The organism is Streptomyces sp. V4I2, assembly GCF_030817655.1.
Taxonomy (GTDB): Bacteria; Actinomycetota; Actinomycetes; order Streptomycetales; family Streptomycetaceae; genus Streptomyces; species Streptomyces plumbiresistens.
On the sequence record NZ_JAUSZM010000003.1, the window covers coordinates 7950144 to 7976858 of the forward strand.

22 protein-coding genes and 1 pseudogene are annotated in these 26715 nt (G+C 72.2%); 16 read left to right on the forward strand and 7 right to left on the reverse strand.

What is annotated here, in order from left to right; all coding sequences use genetic code 11:
- Window positions 1-41: 41 nt before the first annotated feature.
- Window positions 42-170 (forward strand): hypothetical protein, encoded by a 129-nt coding sequence (locus tag QFZ76_RS37395; RefSeq protein WP_307677817.1) that lies wholly within the window; start codon window positions 42-44, stop codon window positions 168-170.
- 49 nt (window positions 171-219) lie between these two features.
- Here QFZ76_RS37395 and QFZ76_RS37400 read toward each other — a convergent pair whose 3' ends face one another.
- Entirely contained in the window at window positions 220-714 is a 495-nt protein-coding gene (locus QFZ76_RS37400; protein ID WP_307677818.1) for a DUF4396 domain-containing protein, read from the reverse strand.
- Window positions 715-1082: 368 nt separating this feature from the next.
- Between QFZ76_RS37400 and QFZ76_RS37405 the strand changes: the two genes are divergently transcribed.
- The 4 genes from QFZ76_RS37405 (at window position 1083) to QFZ76_RS37420 (ending at window position 3990) form a co-directional block, all read left to right on the forward strand.
- A complete protein-coding gene (locus QFZ76_RS37405) occupies window positions 1083-1667 on the forward strand; it encodes a hypothetical protein (protein WP_307677819.1) in 585 nt (194 codons plus the stop codon).
- Between the two features lie 37 nt (window positions 1668-1704).
- On the forward strand, window positions 1705-2415 hold the full coding sequence (locus tag QFZ76_RS37410; RefSeq protein ID WP_307677820.1) for a YcnI family protein: 711 nt from the start codon (window positions 1705-1707) through the stop codon (window positions 2413-2415).
- 122 nt (window positions 2416-2537) lie between these two features.
- The gene (locus QFZ76_RS37415; protein WP_307677821.1) at window positions 2538-3254 is read left to right on the forward strand and encodes a hypothetical protein; all 717 of its coding nucleotides are present in this window, start codon (window positions 2538-2540) and stop codon (window positions 3252-3254) included.
- A 142-nt stretch (window positions 3255-3396) separates the two neighbouring features.
- Window positions 3397-3990 carry a sigma-70 family RNA polymerase sigma factor gene (locus QFZ76_RS37420; RefSeq protein WP_307677822.1) on the forward strand — a complete coding sequence of 198 codons (594 nt, stop codon included), beginning with the start codon at window positions 3397-3399 and terminating at the stop codon, window positions 3988-3990.
- Between the two features lie 11 nt (window positions 3991-4001).
- Here QFZ76_RS37420 and QFZ76_RS37425 read toward each other — a convergent pair whose 3' ends face one another.
- Both QFZ76_RS37425 and QFZ76_RS37430 read right to left on the reverse strand, forming a co-directional pair.
- A complete protein-coding gene (locus tag QFZ76_RS37425; protein ID WP_307677823.1) occupies window positions 4002-7130 on the reverse strand; it encodes an FAD-binding and (Fe-S)-binding domain-containing protein in 3129 nt (1042 codons plus the stop codon).
- A gap of 92 nt (window positions 7131-7222) precedes the next feature.
- Window positions 7223-7702, reverse strand: a complete 480-nt coding sequence (locus QFZ76_RS37430) for a MarR family winged helix-turn-helix transcriptional regulator (RefSeq protein WP_307677824.1) — start codon at window positions 7700-7702, stop codon at window positions 7223-7225.
- Between the two features lie 84 nt (window positions 7703-7786).
- Here QFZ76_RS37430 and QFZ76_RS37435 point away from each other — a divergent pair, with 84 nt between their 5' ends.
- Window positions 7787-8302 (forward strand): YceI family protein, encoded by a 516-nt coding sequence (locus QFZ76_RS37435; protein ID WP_307677825.1) that lies wholly within the window; start codon window positions 7787-7789, stop codon window positions 8300-8302.
- Here the strand turns inward: QFZ76_RS37435 and QFZ76_RS37440 are convergent.
- Both QFZ76_RS37440 and QFZ76_RS37445 read right to left on the reverse strand, forming a co-directional pair.
- Window positions 8283-9959 carry a hypothetical protein gene (locus QFZ76_RS37440; RefSeq protein ID WP_307677826.1) on the reverse strand — a complete coding sequence of 559 codons (1677 nt, stop codon included), beginning with the start codon at window positions 9957-9959 and terminating at the stop codon, window positions 8283-8285. The genes QFZ76_RS37435 and QFZ76_RS37440 overlap by 20 nt on opposite strands.
- Window positions 9960-10125: 166 nt before the next feature.
- Window positions 10126-14175: a bifunctional nitrate reductase/sulfite reductase flavoprotein subunit alpha gene (locus tag QFZ76_RS37445; RefSeq protein ID WP_307677827.1), complete on the reverse strand. Its 4050-nt coding sequence runs from the start codon at window positions 14173-14175 to the stop codon at window positions 10126-10128.
- Window positions 14176-14361: 186 nt separating this feature from the next.
- Between QFZ76_RS37445 and QFZ76_RS37450 the strand changes: the two genes are divergently transcribed.
- The 4 genes from QFZ76_RS37450 (at window position 14362) to QFZ76_RS37465 (ending at window position 17008) form a co-directional block, all read left to right on the forward strand.
- Window positions 14362-14757, forward strand: coding sequence for a cell division protein SepF (locus tag QFZ76_RS37450; protein ID WP_307677828.1), 396 nt, complete (start codon window positions 14362-14364; stop codon window positions 14755-14757).
- A gap of 74 nt (window positions 14758-14831) precedes the next feature.
- On the forward strand, window positions 14832-16019 hold the full coding sequence (locus tag QFZ76_RS37455; RefSeq protein ID WP_373464408.1) for an AAA family ATPase: 1188 nt from the start codon (window positions 14832-14834) through the stop codon (window positions 16017-16019).
- A complete protein-coding gene (locus QFZ76_RS37460) occupies window positions 16016-16342 on the forward strand; it encodes a nucleotide pyrophosphohydrolase (RefSeq protein ID WP_266432681.1) in 327 nt (108 codons plus the stop codon). The genes QFZ76_RS37455 and QFZ76_RS37460 overlap by 4 nt, the downstream gene beginning before the upstream one ends.
- 207 nt (window positions 16343-16549) lie before the next feature.
- Window positions 16550-17008 (forward strand): DUF6099 family protein, encoded by a 459-nt coding sequence (locus QFZ76_RS37465; RefSeq protein WP_307677829.1) that lies wholly within the window; start codon window positions 16550-16552, stop codon window positions 17006-17008.
- 331 nt (window positions 17009-17339) lie between these two features.
- Here QFZ76_RS37465 and QFZ76_RS37470 read toward each other — a convergent pair whose 3' ends face one another.
- Window positions 17340-17519 carry a hypothetical protein gene (locus QFZ76_RS37470; RefSeq protein ID WP_307677830.1) on the reverse strand — a complete coding sequence of 60 codons (180 nt, stop codon included), beginning with the start codon at window positions 17517-17519 and terminating at the stop codon, window positions 17340-17342.
- A gap of 210 nt (window positions 17520-17729) precedes the next feature.
- On the opposite strand from QFZ76_RS37470, the gene QFZ76_RS37475 reads away from it, so the two are divergent.
- From QFZ76_RS37475 to QFZ76_RS37495, 5 genes are all read left to right on the forward strand, one after another.
- Window positions 17730-18653 carry an LLM class F420-dependent oxidoreductase gene (locus QFZ76_RS37475; RefSeq protein ID WP_307677831.1) on the forward strand — a complete coding sequence of 308 codons (924 nt, stop codon included), beginning with the start codon at window positions 17730-17732 and terminating at the stop codon, window positions 18651-18653.
- Between the two features lie 110 nt (window positions 18654-18763).
- A complete protein-coding gene (locus tag QFZ76_RS37480; RefSeq protein ID WP_307677832.1) occupies window positions 18764-19675 on the forward strand; it encodes a DUF4232 domain-containing protein in 912 nt (303 codons plus the stop codon).
- Window positions 19676-19839: 164 nt separating this feature from the next.
- The gene (locus QFZ76_RS37485) at window positions 19840-21672 is read left to right on the forward strand and encodes an NAD(P)/FAD-dependent oxidoreductase (RefSeq protein WP_307677833.1); all 1833 of its coding nucleotides are present in this window, start codon (window positions 19840-19842) and stop codon (window positions 21670-21672) included.
- Window positions 21669-23327, forward strand: coding sequence for a hypothetical protein (locus tag QFZ76_RS37490; protein ID WP_307677834.1), 1659 nt, complete (start codon window positions 21669-21671; stop codon window positions 23325-23327). The genes QFZ76_RS37485 and QFZ76_RS37490 overlap by 4 nt, the downstream gene beginning before the upstream one ends.
- A gap of 34 nt (window positions 23328-23361) precedes the next feature.
- On the forward strand, window positions 23362-24882 hold the full coding sequence (locus QFZ76_RS37495; protein WP_307677835.1) for an FAD-dependent monooxygenase: 1521 nt from the start codon (window positions 23362-23364) through the stop codon (window positions 24880-24882).
- Window positions 24883-24897: 15 nt separating this feature from the next.
- On the opposite strand, the gene QFZ76_RS37500 is transcribed toward QFZ76_RS37495, so the two are convergent.
- Window positions 24898-25263 (reverse strand): helix-turn-helix transcriptional regulator, encoded by a 366-nt coding sequence (locus QFZ76_RS37500; RefSeq protein WP_307677836.1) that lies wholly within the window; start codon window positions 25261-25263, stop codon window positions 24898-24900.
- Between the two features lie 92 nt (window positions 25264-25355).
- On the opposite strand from QFZ76_RS37500, the pseudogene QFZ76_RS37505 reads away from it, so the two are divergent.
- A pseudogene (locus tag QFZ76_RS37505) lies at window positions 25356-26715 on the forward strand (NAD(P)-binding domain-containing protein).

The window sequence follows — 26715 nt, forward strand, 5'->3', positions numbered from 1 at the left end:
CACGAACGGTTCAAGAAAAGGAACGGTACAAGTCTGGTGTCATGCCGGGTGGCGTCCCGGCACCGGGGCGACAGGTCGCGGTCTTCTGGAGGCAAGGTTTCTCCCGCACCATCGGCATGTCCTTCACGTTCGTCGACCTCGGCGCGGTGGTGGACGCGGCCGGGATGTGACGTGCCCGTACGGCCGCCGGGTCGAGGCCCGGCGGCCGTCGGACGTTCCTCAGTGATGGGCGTGGACGATCGCGTGACCCTTGCCGCGGCCGATCATCCACTTGTTCACGGGGACGGTGACCAGGAAGGCGACCGCGAATCCGCCCAGCAGGGCCGACCAGAACAGGCCGTCCGACAGATGGGCGTCCATCGCGCCGGGGGTGAGGGCGATGATGCCGTTGTCCACGAGCTCCATCACGGCGATCGACACGGTGTCGGCGGCCAGCGCCACCTTGATCGCGGACTTGAGGTCCAGGCCCGCCCGCCGCACCGCGAACAGGGTGAAGGAGTAGCCGAACAGGAACGCCAGGGTGATCGCGAGGGCCATGGTCGGCACGGTGTCCCAGAGCAGGGCGGTTCCTATGGCCATGCCGAGGATCTCGCCGATGGCGCACCCGGTCAGGCAGTGCAGCGTGGCCTTCGCCGCGGTCGCCCAGGAGGCTCCTGCGGGTCCGCCGTGAGACATCGCGTCGTGAGACATCGTGTGGTGGGCGCCGTGGTCCATGTCCCGTCTCCGTTCCGGTCCGGTGTGACTCGTTCTCGGGCTTCCGTACGCCGTGAACCATATACCCCCAGGGGGTATTTCGACAGGTCATGTCCACCGCCGCCGGCAGCCCGCCGTGCAGCACCGGCAGCGCCCCGGTGACGAACGCGTGCCGGGGATGCGGGAACGCCGGCTCGTCGGCCACGACGAGGGCAGGCGATCGAGGCGGCGACGACCCGGCGGCCGACAACGACCGCGCGGCCGCCGTCACGGTTTGCCGCTGCAATGCCACCTCCTGGAATGGTGTGGCGTCTTCAGTAGGCAAAATCGGTCCCGGAACTCCCGGGCGCCGGCGGGGCGTTCCGGGGCGCGTGGCAGGATCGGGCGGCATGAGGGCGTCCCCTGCCGTACGAGGGCTGCGCGCGGCGATGTTCGCGGCGCTGTGCGTGCTGCTGGCCGCCGGGGGACACGCGCTGGCGACCGGTATGGCGCCGCCGGTGTGGGTGCAGGTCGCCGGGTTCCTGGTCGTGTTCGCGGGCGGGTGCCTGCTGGGCGGGCGGGAGCGGTCGCTGATGGCCATCGGCGGCGGGACGCTGGTGGCGCAGGGCGGGTTGCATGTCGCGTTCGGGGCCGCGAGGTCGCCGCATGCGGTCCTGGCCGTGCCCGGCATGCGTACGACTCAGTCGCACGGCCTGATGCCCCACGCCACCCTCGCCCACGTCTCGACCGCCCTCCTGCTGACCTGGTGGCTGCGGTGCGGCGAGGCCGCGCTGTGGTCGCTGCTGCGCCGGGCCGTCGCGCTCCTGCCGGGGCTTGTCGCCTGGTGGCGGGTGGTGAGGGGCGGGTGGGCCGTACCGGTCCGTCCCGGGGGCGTACGACGAGCGGGCGACGGAGCGCGAGCGCTGCGCCGGGTCCTGCTGCGGCACGCGGTGCGGCGGCGTGGGCCGCCCGCCGGGACTCCGTACGCGATCTGACCCGACACTCTTCCTCAGTACGGAGATCCACCCACCCATGTCCTCAGCCCACACCACCCTGCGCCGCGCCGGCGTCGTCACCGCCCTCGCCGCCGCCGGAGTCCTGGCCGCCGCGGGCGTCGCCTCCGCGCACGTCACCGTCCACCCCGAGAGCTACGCCAAGGGCGCCACCGACGGCGTGCTGAGCTTCCGCGTCCCCGACGAGAACGCCTCCGCGAGCACCACCGAGGTGCAGCTCTTCCTGCCCACCGACCACCCCGTCCTCGGCGTGCTCGTCTCCCCGCACGACGGCTGGAGGGCCAAGGTGACCGACACGAAGCTGAAGGCGCCGGTCAAGACGGACGACGGCACCATCACCGACGCCGTCTCCGAGATCACCTGGACCGGCGGCAGGATCGAACCCGGGCACTACGAGGACTTCGACCTCGCCTTCGGCCAACTGCCCGACAGCACCGCGCAGTTGACCTTCAAGACCCTGCAGACGTACTCCGACGGAAAGGTCGTCCGCTGGATCGAGGAGGCCGAACAGGGCGCGGACGAACCCGAGAACCCGGCGCCGGTGCTCAAGCTCACGGCCGGTGACAGCACGTCAGCGGCAGCGCCCGCGCGCTCGACGTCGACGGCTTCGGCGAGCGACTCCACCGCGCGCGGGCTCGGTGTCGCCGGTCTGGCCGTGGGCGTACTGGGGCTGGCGGCAGGGGCGTTCGCCGTCGTACGGAGCCGTACGGCCCGGGGCCGGTCCGAGTAACGCGCGGCGTTCCCACCCGCGTTGGCGTGTCGTGGATCACATGTGTGGGGATGAGTCCGGGGGCGGGGGGATATCCGTACCCCCGCGTGATGATCTGCGAGTCGATGCGAGGATGAGGCGCCATGACAGCCGGGCGGGGTTCTCGCACAGCACGGGCCGCGGTGTTCGCGGCCGTCTGTGTGCTGCTCGCCGCCCTGGGCCACGTCATGATGTCCGGCAGCCAGGTACCCGCCTGGGTGCTGGCCGCCGGATTCGTCGCGACCGGCGCCGTCGGCTGGTGCCTGGCCGGGCGGGAGCGCGGGCTGCCGCTGATCGTGGCCGTCGTGGTCACCGTCCAGACGCTTCTGCACTCGGCGTTCTCGCTCGCGGGCGGCGCGACGGCACCGGATCCGGGTTCCCCGGGTAACGGCTCCCCGCACTCGGGCTCCCCGCACTCGGGCTCCGCCCACACAGGCTCGATGCACATGGACGGCATGGATTCCATGGGCATCGACTCCATGGGCACGGACTCCATGGGCCTGGGCCACATGGACATGAGCCACATGGGCTCCTCCGCCGACGGCGGCACGTCCTCGTTCGGCATGTTCGCCGCCCACCTCCTGGCCGCGCTGCTGTGCGGCCTGTGGCTGGCCCACGGCGAACGGGCCGCCTTCCGCATCCTGCGGGCCGTCGCAGGACGGCTGGCGGCTCCGCTGCGGCTGCTGCTGGCGCTGCCCGCCGTGGCCGACCGCCCGCGTCTCGGCGGACGCCGCCCGCGCTCGGGCCGGGCGCCCCGCCTGCTCCTTCTCGTCCACGCGATCACTTCTCGGGGTCCGCCCCTGGGGACGGCTGTCGTCTGAAGACAGCTCTGGTAACCCGAGGCCGCCGTAGGGCGCCTCGGGCGGCTGCCGTACGCCCACGCCGGGCGTCGTACGCCCACGCAGGCGTCGTACGGCCGCCATCCCCCTCTCCTCCCTCACGGATGACCGAGAAGGACACCAGATGATCCCCACAAGGGACCCCATGGACGAGTCGACGACCGCCTGGGCGCTCGCCGGCCGCGCCGGTGACGCCGAGGCCGTCGAGCACTTCGTCCGCGCCCTGCACCGTGACGTGCTGCGGTACGTCGCCCACCTCTGCGCCGATCCCCAGGCCGTGGACGACCTGGCCCAGGACACGTTCCTGCGGGCGCTCGGCAGCCTGCACCGGTTCGAGGGCCGTTCCTCCGCCCGTGCCTGGCTGCTGTCCATCGCGCGCCGCGCGGTGATCGACAGTTACCGGCACTCGGCGGCCCGGCCCCGGCTGCACGACGCGACGGACTGGCAGCTCGCCGTCGAGCGGGCCCAGCCGTGCGGGCTGCCCGGCTTCGACGACGGCGTCGCGCTGGCCGACCTGCTGGCGGCGCTGCCCGAGGAGCGCCGGGAGGCGTTCGTCCTCACCCAGTTGCTGGGCCTGCCCTACCGGGAGGCGGCCGCGCTGACCGGCTGCCCGGTCGGCACGGTCCGCTCCCGGGTGGCCCGCGCCCGCGCCACGCTCATCGACCTGCTGACCGCGGCGGACGAGCAGTGTCCGCGGCCGGCGGTTGTGGCGGCCTGACGCGGCCCGGCTCAGCGGCGCAGCTTCCGCACCAGCCCGGCCGCCGTGCCGAGCGTGGCCAGACCGGCTCCGGCCAGGGCGAGCGCCTTGGCCGGACGCCCGGGCGGGGCGGGCCGGGCGCCGGGAGCGAGGCCGTACGCGCTCCCCGGTGTGCCGGACCGGGCGGCCTCGGGGAGGGCCGAAGCCAGCAGTTCCGCGAGGTGCACCGCCTCGTGGCCGCCGCTGTCGAACTCGTGGATCTGCGTACGGCAGCTGAAGCCGTCGGCGAGGACCACGGTCTCCGGCGCCTCCTCGCGCAGCCGCGGCAGCAGGACGCGTTCCGCGCTCGCCCTGCTGAGGTCCAGGTGCCCGGGCTCGAAGCCGAAGTTCCCGGCGAGGCCGCAGCACCCGGACTCCAGCCGCTCGACCTCGACCCCCGCGCGGTGCAGGAGGCGTTCGTCGGCCGTCCAGTCGAGTACCGCGTGCTGGTGGCAGTGCACCTGGGCCAGCGCCCGTGCGGAACGGTCCGGCACCTGCTCGGGTTCGTGACCGGGGGAGCGCTCGGTGAGCAACTCGCCCAGGGTGACCGTCTGTTCGCGCAGCCGGCGCACGTCACGGTCGCCGGGGAACAGCTCGGCCGCGTCCGACCGGAACACGGCCGTACAGCTCGGTTCGAGGCCGACGACCAGACCGCCCGCCCGTACGTGGTCGGCGAGATGGCGCACGGCATGGGACAACACACGTTCGGCGACGGCGAGTTGCCCCGTCGAGATCCACGTGAGCCCGCAGCACAGCGGCTCCCGGGGCACCATCACCCGCCACCCCGCGTGCTCCAACAGCCGTACGGCCGCCTGCCCGACGTGTGGGTGGAAGTGGTTGGTGAAGGTGTCCGGCCACAACAGGACGCTCCCGCGCGCCCCGTCGCCGTACGGCTCGTGCCGGCCGAACCACTGCTGCAGCGTCTCCCCGGCGAACAGCGGCACCTCCCGCTCCGCCACCCCCGCCACGGCCACGGCCGCCTTCGACAGGCCGGGCGTGTGGGTGAGCGCGTTGACGACCGGCCCGAGCCGCGCCCGGCCGACCGCCTGGGCGAGGGCGGGCAGCCATCCCATCGACAGATGGGCGCGGGGCCTGCGCCAGTGCCGGCCCTCGTAGTGGTGGGACAGGAACTCCGCCTTGTACGTGGCCATGTCCACGTCGGCCGGACAGTCCTTCTTGCAGCCCTTGCACGCCAGGCACAGGTCGAGCGCGTCGCGCACCGCCTCGGACCGCCAGCCGTCCCGGACGGCGCTGTCGCCGTGTCCGTCGAGCATCTCGAACAGCAGCCGGGCGCGTCCGCGCGTGGAGTGCTCCTCCTCCATGGTCACCTGGTAGGAGGGGCACATCACCGCGCCGCCCTCGTTGGTGTGCTGCCGGCATTTCCCCACGCCCACGCACCGGTTGGCGGCCTCGGCGAAGGACCCGCCGTCGTGCGGGAAGCGGAAGTGCAGGTCGCGCGGGTCGTGCGGCGCCCAGTCCCCGCCGAGGCGCAGGTTCTCGTCGAGCCGGTACGGTGCCACGGCCTTCCCGGGGTTCATCCGGTCGCCCGGGTCGAACACGGCCTTGAGCCGCCCGAAGGCCTCCACCAGCTCGTCCCCGAACATCCGCGGCAGCAACTCGCCCCGGCTCTGCCCGTCCCCGTGCTCCCCGGAGAAGGAGCCGCCGAACTCGGCGACCAGATCGGCCGCCCGTTCCATGAACCGCCGGTAGGCGGCGGCCCCGTCGGCGGAGTACAGGTCGAAGGGGATCCGGGTGTGTACGCAGCCCTGCCCGAAGTGGCCGTAGAGGCTGGGTCCGGTGTCGCTCTGGTAGCCGAACTCCTCGTACAGGCCCCGCAGTCGGCGCAGATAGTCGCCGAGCCGCTCGGGCGGGACGGCGGAGTCCTCCCAGCCCTCGAAGGTGTCGGGCCGGCCCGGGATGTGCGCGGTGGCGCCGAGACCGGCCTCGCGGACCTGCCACAACTCCTCCTCGCGGGCCGGGTCGTCCATGAAGGCGACCTGGGGGTCGTGGTCGGACTCGTGCAGCGCGTCGAGCATCCGGTGCGCCCGCGTGTCCGACTCCTCGACGGTGTCGGCGCCGAACTGCGCCATCAGGAAGGCGTGCCCTTCAGGGAGTTCGGCGAGTGCCTTCGGGTTGAGGTGCTTCAGCTGCTCGTCGCGGATCAGCTTGGAGTCGACGCCCTCCAGCGCGATCGGCTCGTACGGCAGGATCGACGGCACCGCGTCCGCGGCCCGGTTGATGTCCGGGAAACCCAGGACCACCAGCGTGCGTCCCGTGACGACCGGCACCAGCTCCAACTCGGCCCGCAGGACGGTGACCAGCGTCGACTCGCTGCCGACCAGCAGTCCCGCCACGTCGAAGCCGTGCTCCGGGAGCAGTGAGTCGAGGTTGTAGCCGGAGACCCGGCGGGGGATGTCCGGGAAGCGGCGGCGGATCTCGTCGGCGTACGTGTCGCGCAGGGCGTGCAACCGGCGGTAGACCGCGGCCCGGAGGTCGCCGTGCCGTTCGATCTCGGCGTACTCCTCGTCGCTGGTCGCACCGCACCAGAAACGGGTGCCGTCGTAGAGCAGCACTTCCAGGCGGGCGATGTTGTCGACGACCTTGCCGGTCGCCTGTGCGGTGGCCCCGCAGGAGTTGTTGCCGATCATGCCGCCGATCGTGCAGTTCGCGTGGGTGGCGGGCTCAGGACCGAAGCGCAGCCCGGTCGGAGCCAGTTGGCGGTTCAGCTCGTCCAGCACGATGCCGGGCTGGACGACACAGGTACGGGCGTCCTCGTCCACGGACTCCAGCCGGTGGCAGTACTTCGACCAGTCGATCACGACGGCGGTGTTGGTGCACTGCCCGGCCAGGCTGGTCCCGCCGCCCCGGGACAGCACGGGCACGTCGTACTCCCGAGCCACGGCCACCGCCGCCGCGGCGGCTTCGGGGGTACGGGGCACAACCACGCCGACCGGGGTCTGCCGGAAGTTGGAGGCGTCCGTGGAATAGGCGGCCCGGCTGCCCGCGTCGAACCGGACCTCACCGTCGACCCGCGCGCGCAGGGTCCTCTCCAGGGCCCCGGTGTCGACCGGCGGCAGGGCCGCTCGCCTCGTGACGGGATCGGGCAGGTCCAGCGCGCCCATGGGCCCCTCCTCGCGTCGTCGGCGCAGCGGCGACCGTGCCCCGGGGCACGGGGGCGACCGGGTACCCCCGGCGGTGCCGACGACACGGGGCCTTACTGGGCGTCCGCCTCCGAGGCCAGGCCCGGCAGCAGCGCGCACATCGCGTCGCGCTGGGCGGGACCCACGAACTGCTCGAGCGCCTGGATCACCGTCTGGGCCAGCAGCCCGGAGGACTCCGTCAGGAGCTGTCGTGCCTTCTCCGTGAGGGCCACCTCGACGCCCCGTTTGTCGCCGCAGACCGACTTGCGGGTGACGAGACCGGCGTGCTGAAGGCAGGCGATCTGGTAGGTGAGCCGGGTCTTGGGGCGGCCCAGGAGCTCCGCGATCTGCGTCATGCGCAGGCCCGCGGGCTGCTCGGCCAGCAGGCACAGGACCAGGAACTCGTCGTGCGAGACGTCGAGCCGCTCCTTGACGACGGAGCGCAGCCGCTGTTCCACGGCCCCGGTGGAGGCCAGCACGACCATCCAGGCGCGCAGTTCGTCCGGCAGGACTCTGTCGCCGGACGTGGAAGGGCATTCGGGCAGGTCGGCCATGAATTCGAGTCTACCTGTTGTCCAAGTTTGGATTATTGGCTACGGTCAGGTCATCCAAATTTGGACGACAGGGAGTAAGAGATCATGACCGTCGCTGTGGAAACCGGCCTCTGGCAGCTCGACCCGACCGCCTCGACCGTGGCGTTCCGGCACAAGACGATGTGGGGCCTGGTCACGGTGAAGGGCACCTTCTCCGGCGTGGCGGGGCAGGGCGAGGTCCGCCCCGACGGCTCGGCCGTCGGCACCCTCACCCTGGAGGCCGCCTCCCTGGACACCAAGAACGCCAAGCGCGACGTCCACCTGAAATCCGCCGACTTCTTCGACGTCGACAACCACCCCCAGATCAGCCTCACCGTCCGCAGCGCCGAACTCCGCGAGGGCAACAAGGTCCACGTCGTCGCTCAGCTCACCGCACGCGGCATCAGCAGGCCCCTGACCTTCACCGCGAACCTCGTCGGAGCGGACGCCGACGCGCTCACATTGGAGGCCGAATTCACCGTGGACCGCGAGGAGTTCGGCATGGGCTGGAACCAGATGAGCATGATCCGCGGCCTGACCACGATCGCGACGACGCTCCGCTTCAGCCGGTCGGCAGCGTGATGTAGGCGCTGGACAGCGTCTGCGGCGAGGCCGTGAAGGCCCGCAGCCGGATCCGTACGCCCGCCCGTCGGGGCAGGGCGTACGTCCCGCTCGGCGGCCGGAGTTCGTATGTCGCCGTCGCGTGCGCGGGCAGCGAGGCCGGGCCTCGGACGACCGACCAGTACGCGTCCATGCCCTGGCCCGTGGTGAGGGTGAAGTGGGGCGTCAGAGCGCTGCCGTCCGTGTTGGTGACCCGCACGGTCAGCTCGGACGCCGCGGTCGCCGAGGCCCGCCGCACCGCGGCGACCCGCATCCGCAGCGGGGGCGTCCCCGTCACTGCCAGCACGGACCCGACCAGGGCGGGTGCGAGCAGCAGGACGACCGCAGCGGCTCGCGCCGGACTCCGATCCAGGCCGGACAGCAGGCGCGGCCTCGGCTGCCACGCGTCGGCGAACTCGGACGGGGGCGCGGTCACGGCCGCCGCCAGCCACAGCGGCGTCATCAGCAGGTAGTAGCCGTCCTGCGAACGCGTCGCCAGGAAGAAGGCGCACCACGGCAGGACGGTCGCCGCGGGCCCCAACCGCCGTACGAACAGCACGAACAGCGCGAGCAGTCCCACGGCCAGCAGCAGACTCGCGTGCCCGTACCAGTCGAGCCGGTCGCTGCCGTTCGTGAAGTAGAGCGAGACGTCCAGCAGGCCCTGCCCGTGCAGCACCGCGCCCTGGGTCAACGGCAGCGCGATACCGGCAAGCCAGGGACCCGGCTCGCTCACGATGAAGTACGTGCTGATCAGCAGCCATACGGTGACGGCGACCCCGACCACCCGCAGCACCACCAGCGCCGCCGCCCGCGCGCCCAGCTCGCCGCGCCGCACGGCGTAGACGCCGGCCAGCAGGAACGGCGCGAGGAACCACGGCAGTTGCTGCGCCGCGCAGGCCGCTCCCAGACAGGCCGCCTGCGCGAGCCCGGACGTGCCGAGCCGCCCGCCCCGCCCGATCCGCGGCCAGCGCACCACCACCGGCACCAGCAGGGCCAGGGCCAGGATCGCCGGGTAGCCGAGCCTGGCGTACGAGGGCAGCATGCCGAAGCCGAGGCACGCCATGGTCGCCGCCGACCGCCACGGCGTGGGCAGCAGCCGCCACAGCACCACCGTGCCGACGAGCAGTGCGCCGGTGGCCAGTACCGACGCCGGCACACCGCCGCCGCCCAGCCACAGCAGGGGCGCGGTCAGCAGCGGGGCCAGCGGGGGATAGCCGTAGGTGAGGTCGTAGCCGCCGGTCACCGTCGCGGTGAGGCCGACGCCGGGCCGGCCGAACAGCCAGGGCCACGGCTGCCCGTAGACGGGGTGCCCGGCGACCAGTGCCCGGGCGGCCTGTGTGGTGAGGTCCGCCTCGTCGGAGCCCCGGTGGAAGAGCACGAGCGCGCACAGGGCGAGCGTCACCGCGGTCACCAGGACGCACAGGTCCACCCGTGCCAGCGACCGCTCCCGGCGCACCACCAGCGCCAGCACCCCGCACACCAGGATCGAGGCGTAGCACACGGAGATCACCGCGGCCACGGGGAGCCGGTGGCCGGCCGCCTGTGTCCACACCGAGCGCGTGCCGATGAGAAGGCTGATGTCGGCGAGCAGCGTCAGGACGCGATGCCACTGCGCGGGAGGTTCCGGGGCGGCGGACACCGCCGGCTGGGTTCGCCGGCCGGGCGCCGACAGCTGAGTATCTGCCAGGAGCACGTCACCGGACGCTAATCGTGGCTGGTGAGCGAGGTGCCGACGGAGGTGAAGAGTCCGGTGTGAGGCAGGTAAGAACCGGGCATCCCGGGCAAACGGCGCCTCAGGGCCCGGGTCAGTAGACGTCCCGTACGTACCGCTTCGCCGCCGCCAGCTGCTTCACCCACGCCGACGCCTCCGCCTCGTCAAGACCGCCGTGCGCGACCGCGATGTCCCTCAGGGCCCGGTCCACGTCCTTCGCCATGCGGGAGGCGTCGCCGCAGACGTAGAAGTGGGCGCCGTCCTGGAGCCAGCGCCACAGCTCGGGGCCGTGTTCGAGCATCCGGTCCTGCACGTAGACCTTGTTGCGCTGGTCCCGGGAGAAGGCGGTGTCGAGGCGGGACAGGGCGCCCTCGTCGAGCAGCGCGGTCAGCTCGTCCTCGTAGTAGAAGTCGGTGGCGCGGTGCTGCTCGCCGAAGAACAGCCAGTTGGGCGCCCGGTGACCGAGCTCGCGCCGCTCCTGGAGGAAGCCGACGAAGGGCGCGACCCCCGTGCCCGGTCCGACCATCACCATCGGCGTCGAGGCGTCGGCGGGCGGCCGGAAGTGCGGTGAGCGCTGCACGAACACGGGCACCTCGGTGTCCGCCTCGGCGTCGGCGAGGAAGGGCGAGCAGACCCCGCCGCGCGGACGGCCGTACAGGTTCTCGTAGCGCACGACGGACACCGTGAGCGAGACCTGGTGCGGGTCGACGAGCGGGCTGGAGGAGATGGAGTACAGCCGCGGCTGCAGCTTCCTGAGCACGTCCGCCCAGTCCTGCGCACCCGCCCGCACGGGGTGCTCGGCGAGCACGTCCACCGCCTGGCGGCCCCAACTCCACTGGGCGAGGCCGTCCTTGTTGTCGGGACGCAGCAGCCTGCGCAGCTCCCGGTCGTCCCGCACCCGGTCGGCGACGAAGCGGAGCAGGTCGGGGGTGATCTTCGTGATGTCGAGGTGCCGGTGCAGGGCCTCGGCGAAGGGCACCTCCCCGACTCCCTCCAGGGACACCGAGGCCGACCCCGCCACCTCGGTCGCCGCGAGCCATTCCTTCACCAGCGCGGGCGAGTTGACCGGACGCACCCCGAGCGCGTCCCCGGCCTCGTACGCAAGCGGCGTCCCGCTGGTGTCGAACGTGAACCGCCTGACCTCCTTGTCCGCGCCGGGCCGGCTGAGCAGCCGGTTGCCGACGAGACGGGCGGCGGCGGGGGCGGGCTTGGGGGAGCGGGCGGACTTCGGGGCCGGGGGCGGCGTACCCGTCGTCGGCTCCTGGACGTCGGTCTGGGCGGCCAGCGCGCCGAGCACCTCGTCCAGCCAGGCGTCCGCCGACGGCTCGAAGTCCGGTTCGCAGTCGATGCGCGGCGCCAGCCGCACCGCGCCCAGCTCGTCCAGCCGTGCGTCCAGTCGGCGGCCGTGCCCGCAGAAGTCGTCGTACGAGGAGTCGCCGAAGGCCAGGACGGCGTAGCGCACGCCCTCCAGGCGCGGGGCCTGCTCGCCGGACAGCGCCTCCCAGAAGCCGGAGCCGTTGTCCGGCGCGTCCCCGTCGCCGAAGGTGCTGGTGATCAGCAGCAGGTCGGCGCCGGACGGCAGCGCGCCCGGGTCGGTGTCGTCCATGCCGAGGAGCCTCGCCGTGTGCCCGCTCCGGGACAGCCGGTCGGCGACGGCCCCGGCGAACTCCTCGGCGTTGCCGGTCTGCGAGGCCCACAGGATGACGATCTCGCGGCCGCGCCGGACCTGGGGCTCGGCCGCGGTCCGCGAGTACATGCCGGCGAGGACGCCATTCACCCACAGCGCGTGCTCGGGGCTGAAGGGCGCGTCCGGGGGGAGCACCGGGACGCCGGGGGCACCGGAGTCGATGCCCGCGAGGAAGCCGGTGAGATAGAGCCGCTCCTGAGCCGAGAGCACGGGCGGCGGGGCCGGGGCGAGCCCGAAGGGGTCCGCGCCCGGGGTGACGGCGGTCGGGGTGACGGCGGTCGGGAGGATGACCTCGGCGCGGGCCGCCGGTGGTGCCGCCACGCGTGTCAGCGACACCGCGCACACCTTGAACTCCGGCTGGAACGACACCGGATCCACCGCGTCGTTGGTGACGGCGTTGACGCTCAGGTACTCGCCGAACAGGTCGTTCCAGTGGAACGGCGCGAAACAGGCTCCCGGCCGCACCCGGTCGGTCACCACCGCGGGCAGGACCGCCCGCCCCCGCCGCGAGGCGACCTCCACCCGGTCGCCGTCCGCGATCCCCAACTCCCGCGCGTCCTCGGGATGCAGCTCCACGAACGGCCCGGAGTTCAGCTTGTTGAGCTTGGCGACCTTCCCTGTCTTCGTCAGCGTGTGCCACTGGTGCTGCACCCGCCCGGTGTTCAGGACGAACGGGTAGTCGTCGTCCGGCATTTCGGCGGCGGGCAGGTGCGGCCGGGCATGGAAGACGGCTCGCCCGCTCGCCGTGGGGAAGTGTGGCCCGCCCGCACCCGAGACGTACCGGATCGGATTGCGGGCCGGCCCCTCCTCCGACGCGGCCGGCCACTGCACGGGCGTCGACCGCAGCCGCTCGTACGTCACCCCGCGCAGATCCCAGCCGGTCACCGGGTTCCAGAAGCGCCGGATCTCCTCGAAGATCTCCTCGGCACTGTCGTACGAGAACCCCTTCTCGTACCCCATCTCCCGCGCCACGGCCGCGATCAGCCGCCAGTCCGCCATCGCCTCCCCGGGCGGATCGGCCGCCGCCCGGGTCAGCGTGAGGTTGCGCTCGCTGTTGACGAAGACGCCCTCGCCCTCGGTCCACATCGCGCCGGGCAGGACGACATCGGCGTACGCGTTGGTCTCGGTGTCCCCGAACACGTCCTGGGTGACGACGAACTCGGCGGACTCCAGGCCCTCGATGACGGTACGGCGGCCCGCGACCGAGGCGACCGGATTGGTGCAGATGATCCAGCAGGCCTTGATCTCGCCGTCGGCCATCTTCTGGAACATCTCGACGGTGCCCTTGCCGACGCCGTCCTTCCTGAGGGTGTCCGGCGGCAGCTCCCACACCTCCTCGGCGAACGCCCGCTCCTCGTCGACGAGCACCGACCGCTGCCCCGGCAGTCCCGGCCCCATGTAGCCCATCTCGCGGCCGCCCATCGCGTTGGGCTGGCCGGTGAGGGAGAAGGGCCCGCTGCCCGGACGGCAGATGGCACCGGTCGCGAGATGCAGGTTGACCAGGGCGTTCGTGTTCCAGGTGCCGTGCGTGGACTGGTTGAGCCCCATGGTCCAGCAGCTCATCCACTCACCGGCCTCACCGATCAGCCGCGCGGCCTCGCGGAGGTCGTCCTCCGCGATCCCCGTGAGCTCGGCCACCGCCGCAGGCGCGTAGTCGGCCAGGAACTCCGGCATCGCCTCCCAGCCCTCGGTGTGCGCGGCGATGAAGTCCGGGTCGGTGTGCCCGTTCTCGACCAGGAGGTGCAGCAGCCCGTTCAGGAGAGCCAGGTCGGTGCCCGGCCTGACCTGGAGGAACACGTCGGCCTTGGCGGCGGTCGCGGTGCGCCGCGGATCCACGACGATCAGCTTGGCGCCCGCCTTGACCCGCTCCATCATCCGCAGGAACAGGATCGGATGGCAGTCGGCCATGTTCGAGCCGATGACCAGGAAGACATCCGCCCGGTCGAAGTCCTCGTACGACCCGGGCGGCCCGTCGGCGCCCAGCGACAGCTTGTATCCGGCACCCGCGCTGGCCATGCACAGCCGCGAGTTCGACTCGATCTGGTTGGTCCGCACGAAGCCCTTGGCCAGCTTGTTCGCCAGGTACTGGGCCTCCATGCTCATCTGCCCGGAGACGTAGAAGGCGATCGCGTCCGGCCCGTACTCGTCGACGATCGTGCGCAGCTTCCGCGCGGTCTCGGCGATCGCGTCGGCCACGGGCACCGGCACCGGCTCCTCGCCCCGGTCGTCGCGCACCAGCGCGGTGGTCAGCCGGCCGGGCGCGGCGAGCATCTCGGCGGTGGTCGCGCCCTTGGTGCAGAGCCGGCCCGCGTTCGCCGGGTGCGCCTTGTCGCCGGACGCCTTCAGGACCGTACGCCTGCCGTCCGGACCCATCCCGACGTCGAGCAGGATGCCGCAGCCCACACCGCAGTACGAGCAGACCGTTCGCACCTGCTGCGTCTGTGGGGTCGTCGTCATGCCGACAACCGTACGAATTGCCCGTTACGCCTATGTGACACAACTTGATCACCAGGGGTTACGCCCGCTGCACAGGCGTACCAGAGGCGGTGTGAGGGGGTCGCGGAGCGTGTCGTGTTCGGCCGAACGGGTGACCATGCGTAAGAATTGCCCGATGCAGACAGCAGCGCGAGCCAAGGACGGAGCATGCCGGTGAACAGCCGCGATGTCACCGACGAACAGTGGGAGGGGCTCGCCCAGGTCGTGCCGCTGCGAGGCCGGGACGCCTGGCCGTCCTCGGTCGGACACCGGTCCCTGCCTGAAGCCGAGACCGAAACCCGGCGCCGCTTCGTCGTCCTGCGGATCAATGTCTTCGCGGACGCCCGCGAGGTCGCCGAGACGCTCATGGCGGGCATACCCGTGCTCCTCGACCTCACCAGCGCGGAGACCGACGTCGCCAAGCGGGTCCTCGACTTCAGCACGGGCGTCGTCTTCGGACTGGCGAGCGGAATGCACCGTGTCGAACGGAACGTGTTCCTTCTCACACCGGCCGGCACCGAGGTGACCGGCCTGATGGAGGGGGTCGGGGTGCCCGGCACGTGAGACCGGTCCCCCGATCGTAGGAAGGTGCCCGGGGCAAAACGGTTCGCCTGACGGCGGAGTCCTACGGTCCGCACATGACCGTGTCCTGCACGCCCCCCGCGTCCGCCTTACCCCCCGCTCCGGCGCCGCCCGGGGACGGCAGGGGCCACCCGGACCGGCCGTGCGTCACCGAACTGCGGCTGTCCGCCTTCGCCGGGCACCGGCGCGCCGGGTTCCCGCTCGGCCCGCTCACCCTGTTCGCCGGACCCAGCGGCTGCGGCAAGACGACCGCGCTGCGGGCGTACGAGGCACTCGCCCGGCTCGGTGGCGGAGCCGCCGTCGACGAGGTCTTCCCCGACCCGGCCGCCTGCGTCCCCGACCGGGCCCGGGCCGACGCCCAGCGCCGGCGCGGCTTCCGCATCGGCTGCACCGCCGACGGGCCGGAGGGCCCGGTCCGGCTCGACGTCGCGATCCAGGCGGAACCCGACCTGCGCATCGTGGGCGAGCGGCTGTCGACGGACGGCCTGGTCCTCCTGCAGACCGCCCTGCGCGACCCCTCGCGGCGCACCGTGCAGGCCGCCTGGCACACGGCGGGCTCCGCACCGGTCACCCGCGCCCCGCTGCCCGACGACCGGCTCGGCACCGCCCTGCTCCCGCTGCGCGTCGCCGGCAAGACGGACGGGCAGCGCAGGGTGCTTGCCGCCGCCGAACAGATGGTCGTCGCCCTGCGCTCCGTCTTCGCCTGCGACCCACGCCCCGGCCGGATGCGCACCCCCGTCCCGACCGGCTCCGGACGGCTGCTCGGCGGCTGCGACAACCTCGCCGACGTCCTCTGGCGCACCCGCGCCGAGTGCACCCGACGGCACGCGCAACTCGTCGCGGCGGTACGCGCCGGCTGCACCGGCCCCGTCGCGGACCTCTACGCCGAACCGCTCCCCGACGGGACCGTACGCGCGCTGCTCGACCGCGGCGACGGGATCCGCACCCGGCTCGGACGGCTGGGCGACGGGGAGTTGAGGTACCTCGCGCTCGCCCTGGTGCTGTTCACCGGGCCCGGAGTGCTGGAGGTCGACCCGGCCGGCGAGGTGCCGGCGGCCCTGCAGACGCTCACCGTGCTCGCCGACAACCTCGACCGCGGCCTGGACCCACGGCAGCGGACCGAACTGCTGCGGCTCGCCGCCCGGATGTGCGACCGCGGGCACATCCGCCTGGTCGGCGCGGTGAGCGACGCGTCCTGGGCCGCCGGGTCGACCGGAGTCACGGTGGTAGACCTGACCCCGTGACCGAACCTCTCGACGTGGCGAAACTGCAGCGCCGGCTGGCCGAGTTCGCCGCCGCGCGCAACTGGCAGCCGTACCACACCCCCAAGAACCTCGTGGCCGCGCTCAGCGTGGAGGCGTCCGAACTGGTCGAGATCTTCCAGTGGTTGACGCCCGAGGAGTCCGCCGGCGTCATGGACGACCCCGACACCGCGCACCGCGTCACGGACGAGGTCGCCGACGTCCTCGCGTATCTGCTGCAGCTGTGCGAGGTGCTCGGCATCGACCCGCTGGCGGCGCTGGACGCGAAGATCGACCGCAACGAGCGGAGGTTCCCGGCGCCGTAGACCAATGTCAGGGCCGTAGACCAATTTCAGGAACAACAGAGTCCGTTTTCACTCTCCGGAGTCATTCGGCTGTCCGCAACCGTTTCGTTGTCCGAAGATTTCCCTCTTCCTCTGGCTTTTCGTCTCAACCGCTCTCACTCTGGGTAGTGAACAAGGGAGTGCGGGCGGACGTGCCAATGAGCGCGTCGGGACAGACGGGGGCAGCGCATGGACGCTGTGCGGCTGATCGTGACGAGCAGACGCGCCCTGGTGGGCGGCGGTGACGCGCCGGATCTCATGGCGGAGGTGTGGCAGGCGCAGGCCCTGGCCCAGGCGATAGGCAGCCGCCTCGCGGTCGCCGGGCCGCCCGAACTGCGCGGCGAGGCCCTCGGGTTGACCGAGCTGGCGGGCAGAGGCTGCGGCGTCCTCGACCGCCCGGACATCACCACGGAACACCTCCGTGCCGCCCAGCTCACCGAACTGGGCGACGCCCGCCAGGCGCTGCTCTGCCTCGGCGGCCTCCTCGGCGAGGTGGGCATCGCCCTCGTCGGCCTCGCCTCCGCCGCGGACGACGAGCGCACGTACTGGCAGTGCATGGAGGCGATCGACGCGGCGGACGAGTCGAGGGACCGGGTCATGGACATGCTGCGGAAACTGGCGGACCGGGATGAGGCGTTACCGGCTTAGTGTGGTGGTCGGGCTGAGGGCGGTGATGTGCGGTCAATCAGCTGACGTTCATGTGCCACCGAACCGAGGCCAGTCATGTGCGGGTCAGTCCGCGGGCGGTCATGTCCCGTCAGTCCGCGGCGGTCGACCCCGGCCTGGCCCGGCCGTGTGACGTCAGTCCGCGGCCAGGCAACTGCCGTCAGTCCGCGGGCAGTCGTGCCGCTGGGGCGATGGGGGTCCCTCCGCTCGAGCGAAGCCGAGTGGGGGAGGGTGGGCGCGGGCGGCACCCCGTGGCGCCGGGCTGCGCGACCCCCCAGGCACCAACCCCGTCCACCCGGCAAGCGCACCGCCCTCAGCCGGCCTCCCCGTCCTCCGCCAACCCCGCAGTGCTCCTCTCCAGCGCCGACAGATCCGCGTTCAACGCCGCCATCAGCTCCTCCATCTGCTCCAACAGCCCCTTCGGCTGCCCGGTTCCGGTACCGGAACCGGAACCCGCGCCCCCACCCTGCTGCGGCACAGTTTCTTCGGACATGACGGCCTCCTCGGCCCAGGGCCCGGCCCCACAGGAGGCCGACGCGGGTGACGAACGACGACGCCCCGGAGCCAACGATCACCGCCGTACCGGGTCACTGGCGAGGTCACCCCGCGCGCTCGGCGCTGACCGATTTTCACCCGACCAGGCATCGGTGTGACCACAGGGACCGGTGAGGTTGACCGCGAGCGCAGCGTGCAGGATGGAGGCATGGATCTTCGCATCTTCACCGAACCCCAGCAGGGCGCCACCTACGACACCCTTCTCACCGTCGCCAAGGCCACCGAAGACCTCGGTTTCGACGCATTCTTCCGCTCCGACCACTACCTGAAGATGGGCTCCGTGGACGGCCTCCCCGGCCCCACCGACGCCTGGATCACCCTCGCCGGCCTCGCCCGCGAGACGAAGCGCATCCGCCTCGGCACACTGATGACCGCGGCCACCTTCCGGCTGCCCGGCGTCCTCGCCATCCAGGTCGCGCAGGTCGACCAGATGTCCGGCGGCCGGGTCGAACTGGGCCTGGGCGCGGGCTGGTTCGAGGAGGAGCACAAGGCGTACGGCATCCCCTTCCCGAAGGAGAAGTTCGCGCGTCTGGAGGAGCAGCTGGAGATCGTCACCGGGCTGTGGGCGACCGGCCTCGGCGAGACCTTCGACTTCCACGGCACGTACTACGACCTCACCGACTCGCCCGCGCTGCCCAAGCCCGCGCAGAGCAAGATCCCCGTGCTCATCGGCGGCCACGGCGCGAGCCGTACCCCGCGGCTCACCGCGCGGTACGCCGACGAGTTCAACATGCCGTTCGGCTCGGTCGAGGACAGCGAGCGCCAGTTCGGCCGGGTGCGCGCCGCCGCCGAGGAGGCGGGCCGCAAGGCCGACGAGATCACCTGCTCCAACGCCCTCGTCGTCTGCGTCGGCAAGGACGACCAGGAGGTCGCCCGCCGCGCCGCCGCCATCGGCCGCGAGGTCGACGACCTGAAGGCCGACGGTCTGGCCGGCACCCCGTCCGAGGTCGTCGACAAGATCGGCCGCTACGCCGGGATCGGCTCCGAGCGGATCTACCTCCAGATCCTCGACCTGTCCGACCTGGACCACCTGGAACTGATCTCCTCGCAGGTGCAGTCGCAGCTCCAATAACGGCGCTGTGAAAGCCGTCGTGGCGGCAAGGAGGGCACTGTGACAGTCCTGTGGCCGGAACTGTGGCCTCCGCCACAGGTGGACCGACCAGGGGCTGATGGGGTGGCCCGATGCGAAGAGCCACCCCCCTCCTGCCGGTCCTGGTCGCCGCGGCCCTGCTCGTGACCGGCTGCGGATCGGAACGCGCCGGCTCCCCGAGCGCCGGATCCGCTGCCTCGCCCCGGAGTTCGGTCTCCCCGGTCTCCGATCCGGGGCTGGACGGTGTGCGGGTCACCGGCGTGACCCTTCCGTCTCCCCCGACGCCCGGGATCGTCTCCGCGTACTCCCCGGTCTCCGCCACCTACGAGGTCGTCAACGACAGCTCCGAAGCACTGACATACACGATCCTGTTCGACTTCACGACGGCCACCGGCGCGGCGATGACCACCACCCGGCAGACCGTGCACGACGTCGAACCCGGCCGCACCGTGCGGCGGACCGTCGAGATGCCGCTCTCGATGGGTGGCGGCGGGGACATGGACGTGACGCGGGTGAAGGTCTCCGAGGTCACCAGCGTCCCCGCCGCAGAGGCGCCGGCCGCTCCGGACACGTGCCCCGCCTCCGGGGTGGACGTCACGGTCGACGAGGGCGACGCCGCCATGGGGCTGCGGGTCGTGGGGCTGTGGCTGAGGAACTGCGGCACCGCCGACTACCACGTCGAGGGCTACCCGCGGCTCACCCTCCTCGACGAGGACCGCGAACCGGTCGAGGGCGTCAGGGTCCTCAAGGGCAGTGGCGACATCACCAGTTCCGTCACCGGCGCCGAGGACCCGCCCCGACCCGTGACCCTGAAGCCCGGCGAACGCGCCAGAGCAGTCCTGGTGTGGCGCAACACGACCGAAGCCGGTCCCGAAGCCGTCGACGCCCCCTTCGTCAGGGTCCACGCGAAGGCCGGCGCCGCACCCGTCACGGTGACCCCCCACCTCGACCTCGGGACCACCGGAAAGCTGGGCGTCGGCCCCTGGACGGCCCAGGAGCGGTAGCGCGCGCTCGTGATCTCCGGCATGTCAGGTTTCTGTCAGGAACGCGGCCGAGGCTGTCAGCTTGCCCTGCTTGTATATGTGCCGCAGCTCATCCCGGAATGGCACTCGGATCGGACTTCCCCCACCACCGATGACGAGCCCGGGACAGTAGAAAGGGCACACACATGTCCACCTCCCCCCACACCGCCGGCATCTCCACTTCCCAAGATCTCGGCTTCGACCCCGACGCCCTGCGCGCCAAGTACCGCGCCGAGCGCGACCGCAGGATCCGTCCCGACGGCAACCAGCAGTACCGGCGCCTCACCGCCGAGCCGGGCTCGTACGACGACCCGTACACCGAGTTCGTCGCTCGGGAGCCGTTGCACGACCGGGTCGACGCGGTGGTGGTCGGCGGCGGGTTCGGCGGGCTGCTCGCCGCGGCACGGCTGCGGCAGGCGGGCGTGGAGTCGATCCGGGTGATCGAGCAGGCCGGCGACTTCGGCGGCACCTGGTACTGGAACCGGTATCCGGGCATCCACTGCGACATCGACGCGTACATCTACCTGCCGCTGCTGGAGGAACTCGGCCGCCTCCCGAAGTGGAAGTACGCGCCGGGCGAGGAGATCCGGCAGCACGCGATGGCGATCGGGCGGCACTTCGACCTCTACCGGGACGCCTGCTTCCAGACCCGGGTGAGCGAACTGCGCTGGGACGACACCGACATGGAGTGGACCGTCGGCACGGACCGCGGTGACCGGATGCGGGCCCGCTTCGTGGTGATCTCCAGCGGAACGCTCAGCACGCCCAAACTCCCCGCCGTCCCCGGCATCGAGACGTTCAAGGGGAAGGTCTTCCACACCAGCCGCTGGGACTACGACTACACGGGCGGCGACGCGAGCGGCGGCCTGCACAAGCTCGCCGACAAGCGGGTGGCCGTCATCGGGACCGGCGCGACCGCGATCCAGGTCGTCCCGCACCTGGGCCGTGACGCGGGGCACCTGTACGTGTTCCAGCGCACGCCCTCCACGGTGGACGTGCGCGGCCAGCGCCCCACGGACCCGGAGTGGGCCAAGTCGCTGCGGCCGGGCTGGCAGAAGCGGCGGAGGGAGAACTTCCTGAAGCTCGTCACCGGCATCCGCGTGGACGAGGACCTGGTGGACGACGCCTGGACCACCAGTGCCCGGCTGCAGGAGAAGCTCATCCCGACCAACGCGTACGCGGACGTGCCGGCCGAGGAGCGCGAACGCGCCTACGAGATCGCCGACTTCCAGAAGATGAACGAGCTGCGCGCCCGGGTGGACTCCGTCGTCGGGGATCCGGAGACGGCGGAGAAGCTCAAGCCGTGGTACCGCTACATGTGCAAACGGCCCACCTTCAGCGACACCTACCTCGACACGTTCAACCGGCCCGACGTGACGCTGGTGGACACGGCCGACACCCACGGAGTGGAGCGGATCACCGAGGGCGCCGTGGTGGTCGGCGACACCGCGTACGAGGTCGACTGCGTCATCTTCGCGACCGGCTTCCAGGTCGGGGTGTCCGGGATCCTGTCCGGGCAACTGCCCGTGTACGGCCGGGGAGGCGTCAACCTGCTGCAGTCCTGGACGACCGGCGGCGGCCCGAAGACCCTGCACGGGTTCACCATGGGCGGCTTCCCCAACCTCTTCTTACTCGGCCCGCTGCAGAACGCCTCCGCCGTGAACTTCGTGCACATCCTCGACGAGCAGGCGAGCCACGTCGCCGAGATCGTCGCCGAGGCGCGCAAACGGCAGGCCCGGCACGTCGAGCCGACCGCCGAGGCCCAGGACGCCTGGGTGGCCACGATCCGCGAGAAGGCCGCCGACCTGCACAGGTTCCAGGCCGAGTGCACCCCCGGCTACTACAACAACGAGGGCATGCCCAGACAGCGCAGCCAGTCGTACGGCGACGGGCCGGTCGCCTTCCACGAGCTGCTCAGCCGCTGGCGCGCGGAGGGCGGCATGGACGACGTCCTCGGGGAGACGGAGCGGCCGGCATGAGCACCGTGTCTCCCAGCCGGTTCGACGACACCGGCAACCGGCAGGTCACCAGCGCTCGTTGGCAGGCCGAGCGGCTCAACCCGCCCAACCTGCTGTGGGGTTCCAACGGTGTCGCGTTCGGGCCCGACGGGCGGCTGTACGTCGCCCAGTTCCTGGCCGGCCGGATCAGCGCCGTCGACCCCGCCGGCGGGGATGTCGAGGTGGTCGTACCGATGGACAGCCCGGTCCAGTCGCCGGACGACCTCGCCTTCGGGGCGGACGGCTCGATGTACATCGCCGACCTGGTTCCGGGGCGGGTGTGGCGCCGCAGCCCACAGGGGGAGTTCATGCTCGTCTCCGACGACGTGACGAACCCGAACGGCATAACCTGCGTCGGCGACCGGCTCTTCGTCAACGAGATGAAGCCGGACGGCCGTCTGATGGAACTGTTCCCCGAAGGCGGCGATCCGGTGGTCCTCACCGAGGGCCTGGCCCTCGGCAACGCCATGCAGCGCGGCCCGGACGGCCACCTGTACTACCCCCACATGATGACCGGCCAGGTCTGGCGGATCCCGCCGGACGGCGGGGTGCCCGAGGTGGTCGCCGAGGAGGTCCACCAGCCGGTCGCGGTCCGTTTCGACCAGGGCGGCGTCCTGCACGTCCTGTCCCGGGGGCCGGAGGGCATCGTCACCCGCGTCGACCTGCACGGCAGCGGGTCGCGGACGCTGAGCACCAGCGGGGTGGTCGGCCTGGACAACGGGGCGTTCGACGCCGAGAACCGGATGTTCGTCTCCAGCTACGCCAGCGGCGGGGTCACCGAGCTGCATCCCGACGGGCGGACGCGTGAGCTCGTGCCGCGCGGTCTCGACGGGCCGTACGGCGTGACGATCGACCTGGGCGGCACGGTGTACGCCGCCGACCACTACCGGGTGGCGAGCCCGGCACTGTCCCACGAGGGCGAGCCGCACAGCGCCGGCTCCACCGGGGGCCAGCCCGGCGGAGTGACCACCGAGGCCCTGCTGCACTTCTCCCACGGCATCACCGCCGACGGTGAACTCCTGCACCTCACCTCCCAGTTCGGGCAGGTGCAGACCTACGACCCGGCACAGAAGACCGCGCGGACCCGGGCCACCGGACTGAACCGACCCCTGGGCATCACGGTCGGCCCGGACGGCTCGCTCGTCGTCGCGGAGGCGGGTGCCGGGCGGGTCGTGGCCGTCGACGCGAGCGACGCCGTCACCGTGCTCGCGGAAGGCTTCGACCAGCCCGTGGACGTGGCCTTCGACGCGGAGGGACGCTGCTACGTCAGCGACGAGCGGCGGGGTGCCGTACTGAGGATCGAGGAGGACGGGGAAACGACGGTCGTCGCGGAGGGGCTCGGCGCACCGCAGGGGCTGGTGGTCCTGGGCGACGAGCTGTTCACGGTGGAGAGCGGGCCGCGCAGGCTGCGGGTGATCTCCCTGACGACGGGGGAGAGCCGGATCGACGCCGAGGAGCTGCCGGTCGGCCCACCGCCGGGCGACGTGCCCCGCGCCGAACCCGCGCTGTTCGCGGCCGGCCTGCCCGGTCTGGCCCGCCGCTTTTCCGGACTCGCCGCCGCCCCGGACGGCACACTGCTCCTGTCGGCCGACGGGGAGGGTACGGTGCTCCGGCTGACGCCACGGCGTCCACGGTGACGTGATCGACGGCACGGCGCACTACCGTGGGGCCATGGCGGCACCGTTGGATGTGCTGGTGGTCGGCGGGGGCCCTACCGGGCTCGCGCTCGCCGCGCAGCTGCGTGCGTACGGGACCCGGCTCCGGATCGTCGACCGGTCCCTGGACCGGGTCCGCGAGTCCCGGGCGCTGGCCATCCAGCCCCGGACGCTGGAGGCGCTGGCCGGCTTCGGTGTGACGGACGAGCTGGTCGCCCGGGGCAACCCGGCGATGCGGCTGCGGATGCACCTGCCCCGGCGGGTGGTGTCGGTGCGGCTCTTCGACATCGGGCTGAGCGACACCCCGTACCCCTTTCTGCTGTTCCTGTCGCAGGCCGAGACCGAGAGTGTCCTGGCCGGGCAGCTGGCCGCACGAGGCGTCGCGGTCGAGCGCGGCACCGAGCTGGTCCGGCTGGAGGAGAAGGACGCGTACGTCGTCTGCCGGCTGCGCGGCCCGGACGGTTCCGAGGAGACGGTGCAGGCGCGGTACGTCGCCGGCTGCGACGGCGCCCACAGCACTGTGCGGGCGCAGGCGGGCATCGGGTTCGAGGGGTACGCGTATCCGCAGACGTTCCTGCTCGCCGATCTGGAGGTCGACGGACTGGAGCCGGATGCCGTGCACTCGTACATGGCGGGGAACGGGATGCTGTTCTTCTTCCCGCTCGGCTCGCCGGCCACCTGGCGGATGCTCGCGATGCGGCCGCCCGACGCTCCGGACGCCGAGGTGACGGTGTCGCTCCTGGAGGAGACCGTCGGCCGCTACACCGACGACCGCCTGGCGCTGCGGGACCCGGTGTGGATGACCGACTTCCGGCTCCACAACCGCGGCGCCGCCCGCTACCGCGCCGGGCGCTGCTTCCTCGCCGGGGACGCGGCCCACATCCACAGCCCGGCCGGTGGCCAGGGGATGAACACCGGCATCCAGGACGCGCTCAACCTCGGCTGGAAACTCGCCCTCGTCTGCCGGGGCGCCGCGCCGGAGGGATCGCTGGAGACGTACGAGACGGAGCGCGCCCCCGTGGGCCGCGTCGTCCGGCGCTTCACCGACCGCGCCTTCACCGTCGGTACCAGCGGCAACCCGGCCGTCCGGCTCGCCCGCACCCAACTCGCCCCGCGGCTGGCCCCGTTGGCGCTGCGGTCGGCGGCGCTGCGCGGGCGGATCTTCCGTACGGTCTCCGAACTGGGCATCCACTACCGGCGCAGCCCCGCCTCGGTGGACGGCTCGCGTCCGCCGCGGCGCGGCCCGCGGGCCGGTGACCGGCTGCCCGACCTGCCGAGCGGGCTCCAGGCGCGGTGCGCCGGCCCGGGGTACCAGTTGCTGCACACCGGGCCGCCCCACCTGTGGAGCGACGAACGGATCGGCCCTCTCCTGCGCGGCCGTGACGGCCTCGTCGGCGTCCACCGCCTCGAGAACCGGGGCCCTTGGCCCGGCGTCGCGCACGGGCTCCTGCGCCCCGACGGGTACCTCGGATATGTGGCCACCGGAGCGCAGCTCGCGGGGCTGCGCGAGTACCTCGACCGATGGCTTCCCGCCTGATCAGGCCGAAGTCGCTCAGGTGCGCAGGTCGAGCAGGGCGGACATGGCGGCGACCACGGACGGGGCGACCTGGTAGTAGACCCAGGTCCCGCGCCGCTCCGAGGTGAGCAGTCCGGCTTCGCGCAGCTTCTTCAGGTGGTGGGAGACGGTCGGCTGGGAGACGCCGACGTCGGAGATGTCGCAGACGCACGCCTCGCCGCCCGGGTAGGAGGCGATCTTGGAGAACAGGCGCAGCCGCACGGGATCGGACAGCGCCTTGAACATCGCGGCCATCTTCTCCGCGTCGGCCCGGGACAGTTCCCCGGCGGTGATCGGCGGGCAGCACGGCACGGTCGCCCCGGCGTCCAGGACCGGCAGTTCCGCGATCTCTGATTTCGACATGCGTCTATGTTGACACTCGTCGATACGGGTGGCAAGCTCCAGACATCACAGGACATCGACAATCATCGAAGCAAGCAGGGAGATCGACCACCATGAGTGAGCAGCAGCTCCCCGTCGTCGTCATCGGAGCCGGCCCTGTCGGCCTGGCCGCGGCCGCCCACCTCGTCGAGCGCGGCATCGAACCCCTCGTCCTGGAGGCCGGACCGGCCGCCGCCTCCGCGGTGCGCGAGTGGAGCCATGTGCGGCTGTTCTCCACCTGGGGCGAGGTCACCGACCCGGCCGCCGAGAAGCTGCTCGCCCCGACCGGCTGGACCAAGCCGGACGCGGCCACGTATCCCTCCGGCGGCGACTGGGCCGAGCAGTACCTGCAGCCGCTGGCCGACGCCCTGGGCGACCGCGTCCGGTACGGCACGCAGGTCACCGGCGTCTCACGCACCGGCCGTGACCGCATCGTCGACGCCGACCGCGAGTCCCAGCCCTTCGTCCTGCACCTCACCACCTCCGACGGCCGCGAGGAGCGCCTCTTCGCCCGGGCCGTCATCGACGCCTCCGGCACCTGGACCACGCCCGGTCCGGCCGGGGCGAGCGGCCTGCCCGCCCTCGGCGAGAAGGCCGTCACCGACCGCGTCACGTACCGGGTGCCCGACCTCAAGGACCCCGCCGTCCGCGCCCGTTACGCCGGCAGGCGCACCGCGGTCATCGGCTCCGGGGCCTCAGCCTTCACCGCGCTGGCCACCCTCGCCGACGTCGCCCAGGAGGAGCCGGGCACGCACGCGGTGTGGATCCTGCGGCGCGGGATCAGCGGCTCCACGTTCGGCGGCGGCGAAGCCGACGAACTGCCCGCCCGCGGCGCCCTGGGTCTGGCGGCGAAGGCCGCCGTCGACAACGGTCACGCGGACGCCGTCACCGGCTTCCGTACCGAGGCGATCGAGCGCGCCGAGGACGAACGGCTGATCCTGGTCGGCGACGACGGACGGCGACTCGACCCGGTCGACGAGGTCATCGTGCTGACCGGCTTCCGCCCGGACCTGTCCTTCCTGTCCGAGGTCCGCCTCGGCCTGGACGAGCGCCTCCAGGCACCCACCCGCGCTGGCGCCCCTCATCGACCCCAACCAGCACTCCTGCGGCACCGTCTACCCGCACGGCCACAAGGAGCTGTCCCACCCCGAGCAGGACATCTACCTGGTCGGCATGAAGTCCTACGGCCGCGCCCCCACCTTCCTCGCCATGACCGGCTACGAGCAGGTCCGCTCCGTCGCCGCGGCCATCGCCGGTGACCTCGGGTCCGCCGACCGCGTGGAGCTGACCCTGCCGGAGACCGGGGTGTGCGGCGGAGCCGGGCTCTTCGACGACCCGGCCGCCGAGCAGGCGGACGGCGGAGGGTGCTGCGCCCCGGCGCCCGCTCTCGTGCAGATCGGTATCGGCGCCCCCGCCTCGTCCGGCGGTTGCTGA

Bases quoted from the DNA above. Each gene is read 5' to 3' on its own strand.
- QFZ76_RS37420 (WP_307677822.1), top strand. From the start codon at position 3,397: ATGATCCCCACAAGGGACCCCATGGACGAGTCGACGACCGCCTGGGCG.
- QFZ76_RS37395 (WP_307677817.1), top strand. From the start codon at position 42: ATGCCGGGTGGCGTCCCGGCACCGGGGCGACAGGTCGCGGTCTTCTGG.
- QFZ76_RS37400 (WP_307677818.1), bottom strand. From the start codon at position 714: ATGGACCACGGCGCCCACCACACGATGTCTCACGACGCGATGTCTCAC.
- QFZ76_RS37455 (WP_373464408.1), top strand. From the start codon at position 14,832: ATGACCGTGTCCTGCACGCCCCCCGCGTCCGCCTTACCCCCCGCTCCG.
- QFZ76_RS37435 (WP_307677825.1), top strand. From the start codon at position 7,787: ATGACCGTCGCTGTGGAAACCGGCCTCTGGCAGCTCGACCCGACCGCC.
- QFZ76_RS37485 (WP_307677833.1), top strand. From the start codon at position 19,840: ATGTCCACCTCCCCCCACACCGCCGGCATCTCCACTTCCCAAGATCTC.
- QFZ76_RS37430 (WP_307677824.1), bottom strand. From the start codon at position 7,702: ATGGCCGACCTGCCCGAATGCCCTTCCACGTCCGGCGACAGAGTCCTG.
- QFZ76_RS37475 (WP_307677831.1), top strand. From the start codon at position 17,730: ATGGATCTTCGCATCTTCACCGAACCCCAGCAGGGCGCCACCTACGAC.
- QFZ76_RS37410 (WP_307677820.1), top strand. From the start codon at position 1,705: ATGTCCTCAGCCCACACCACCCTGCGCCGCGCCGGCGTCGTCACCGCC.
- QFZ76_RS37495 (WP_307677835.1), top strand. From the start codon at position 23,362: ATGGCGGCACCGTTGGATGTGCTGGTGGTCGGCGGGGGCCCTACCGGG.
- QFZ76_RS37425 (WP_307677823.1), bottom strand. From the start codon at position 7,130: ATGGGCGCGCTGGACCTGCCCGATCCCGTCACGAGGCGAGCGGCCCTG.
- QFZ76_RS37500 (WP_307677836.1), bottom strand. From the start codon at position 25,263: ATGTCGAAATCAGAGATCGCGGAACTGCCGGTCCTGGACGCCGGGGCG.
- QFZ76_RS37445 (WP_307677827.1), bottom strand. From the start codon at position 14,175: ATGACGACGACCCCACAGACGCAGCAGGTGCGAACGGTCTGCTCGTAC.
- QFZ76_RS37465 (WP_307677829.1), top strand. From the start codon at position 16,550: ATGGACGCTGTGCGGCTGATCGTGACGAGCAGACGCGCCCTGGTGGGC.
- QFZ76_RS37480 (WP_307677832.1), top strand. From the start codon at position 18,764: ATGCGAAGAGCCACCCCCCTCCTGCCGGTCCTGGTCGCCGCGGCCCTG.
- QFZ76_RS37470 (WP_307677830.1), bottom strand. From the start codon at position 17,519: ATGTCCGAAGAAACTGTGCCGCAGCAGGGTGGGGGCGCGGGTTCCGGT.
- QFZ76_RS37405 (WP_307677819.1), top strand. From the start codon at position 1,083: ATGAGGGCGTCCCCTGCCGTACGAGGGCTGCGCGCGGCGATGTTCGCG.
- QFZ76_RS37415 (WP_307677821.1), top strand. From the start codon at position 2,538: ATGACAGCCGGGCGGGGTTCTCGCACAGCACGGGCCGCGGTGTTCGCG.
- QFZ76_RS37490 (WP_307677834.1), top strand. From the start codon at position 21,669: ATGAGCACCGTGTCTCCCAGCCGGTTCGACGACACCGGCAACCGGCAG.
- QFZ76_RS37450 (WP_307677828.1), top strand. From the start codon at position 14,362: ATGCCGGTGAACAGCCGCGATGTCACCGACGAACAGTGGGAGGGGCTC.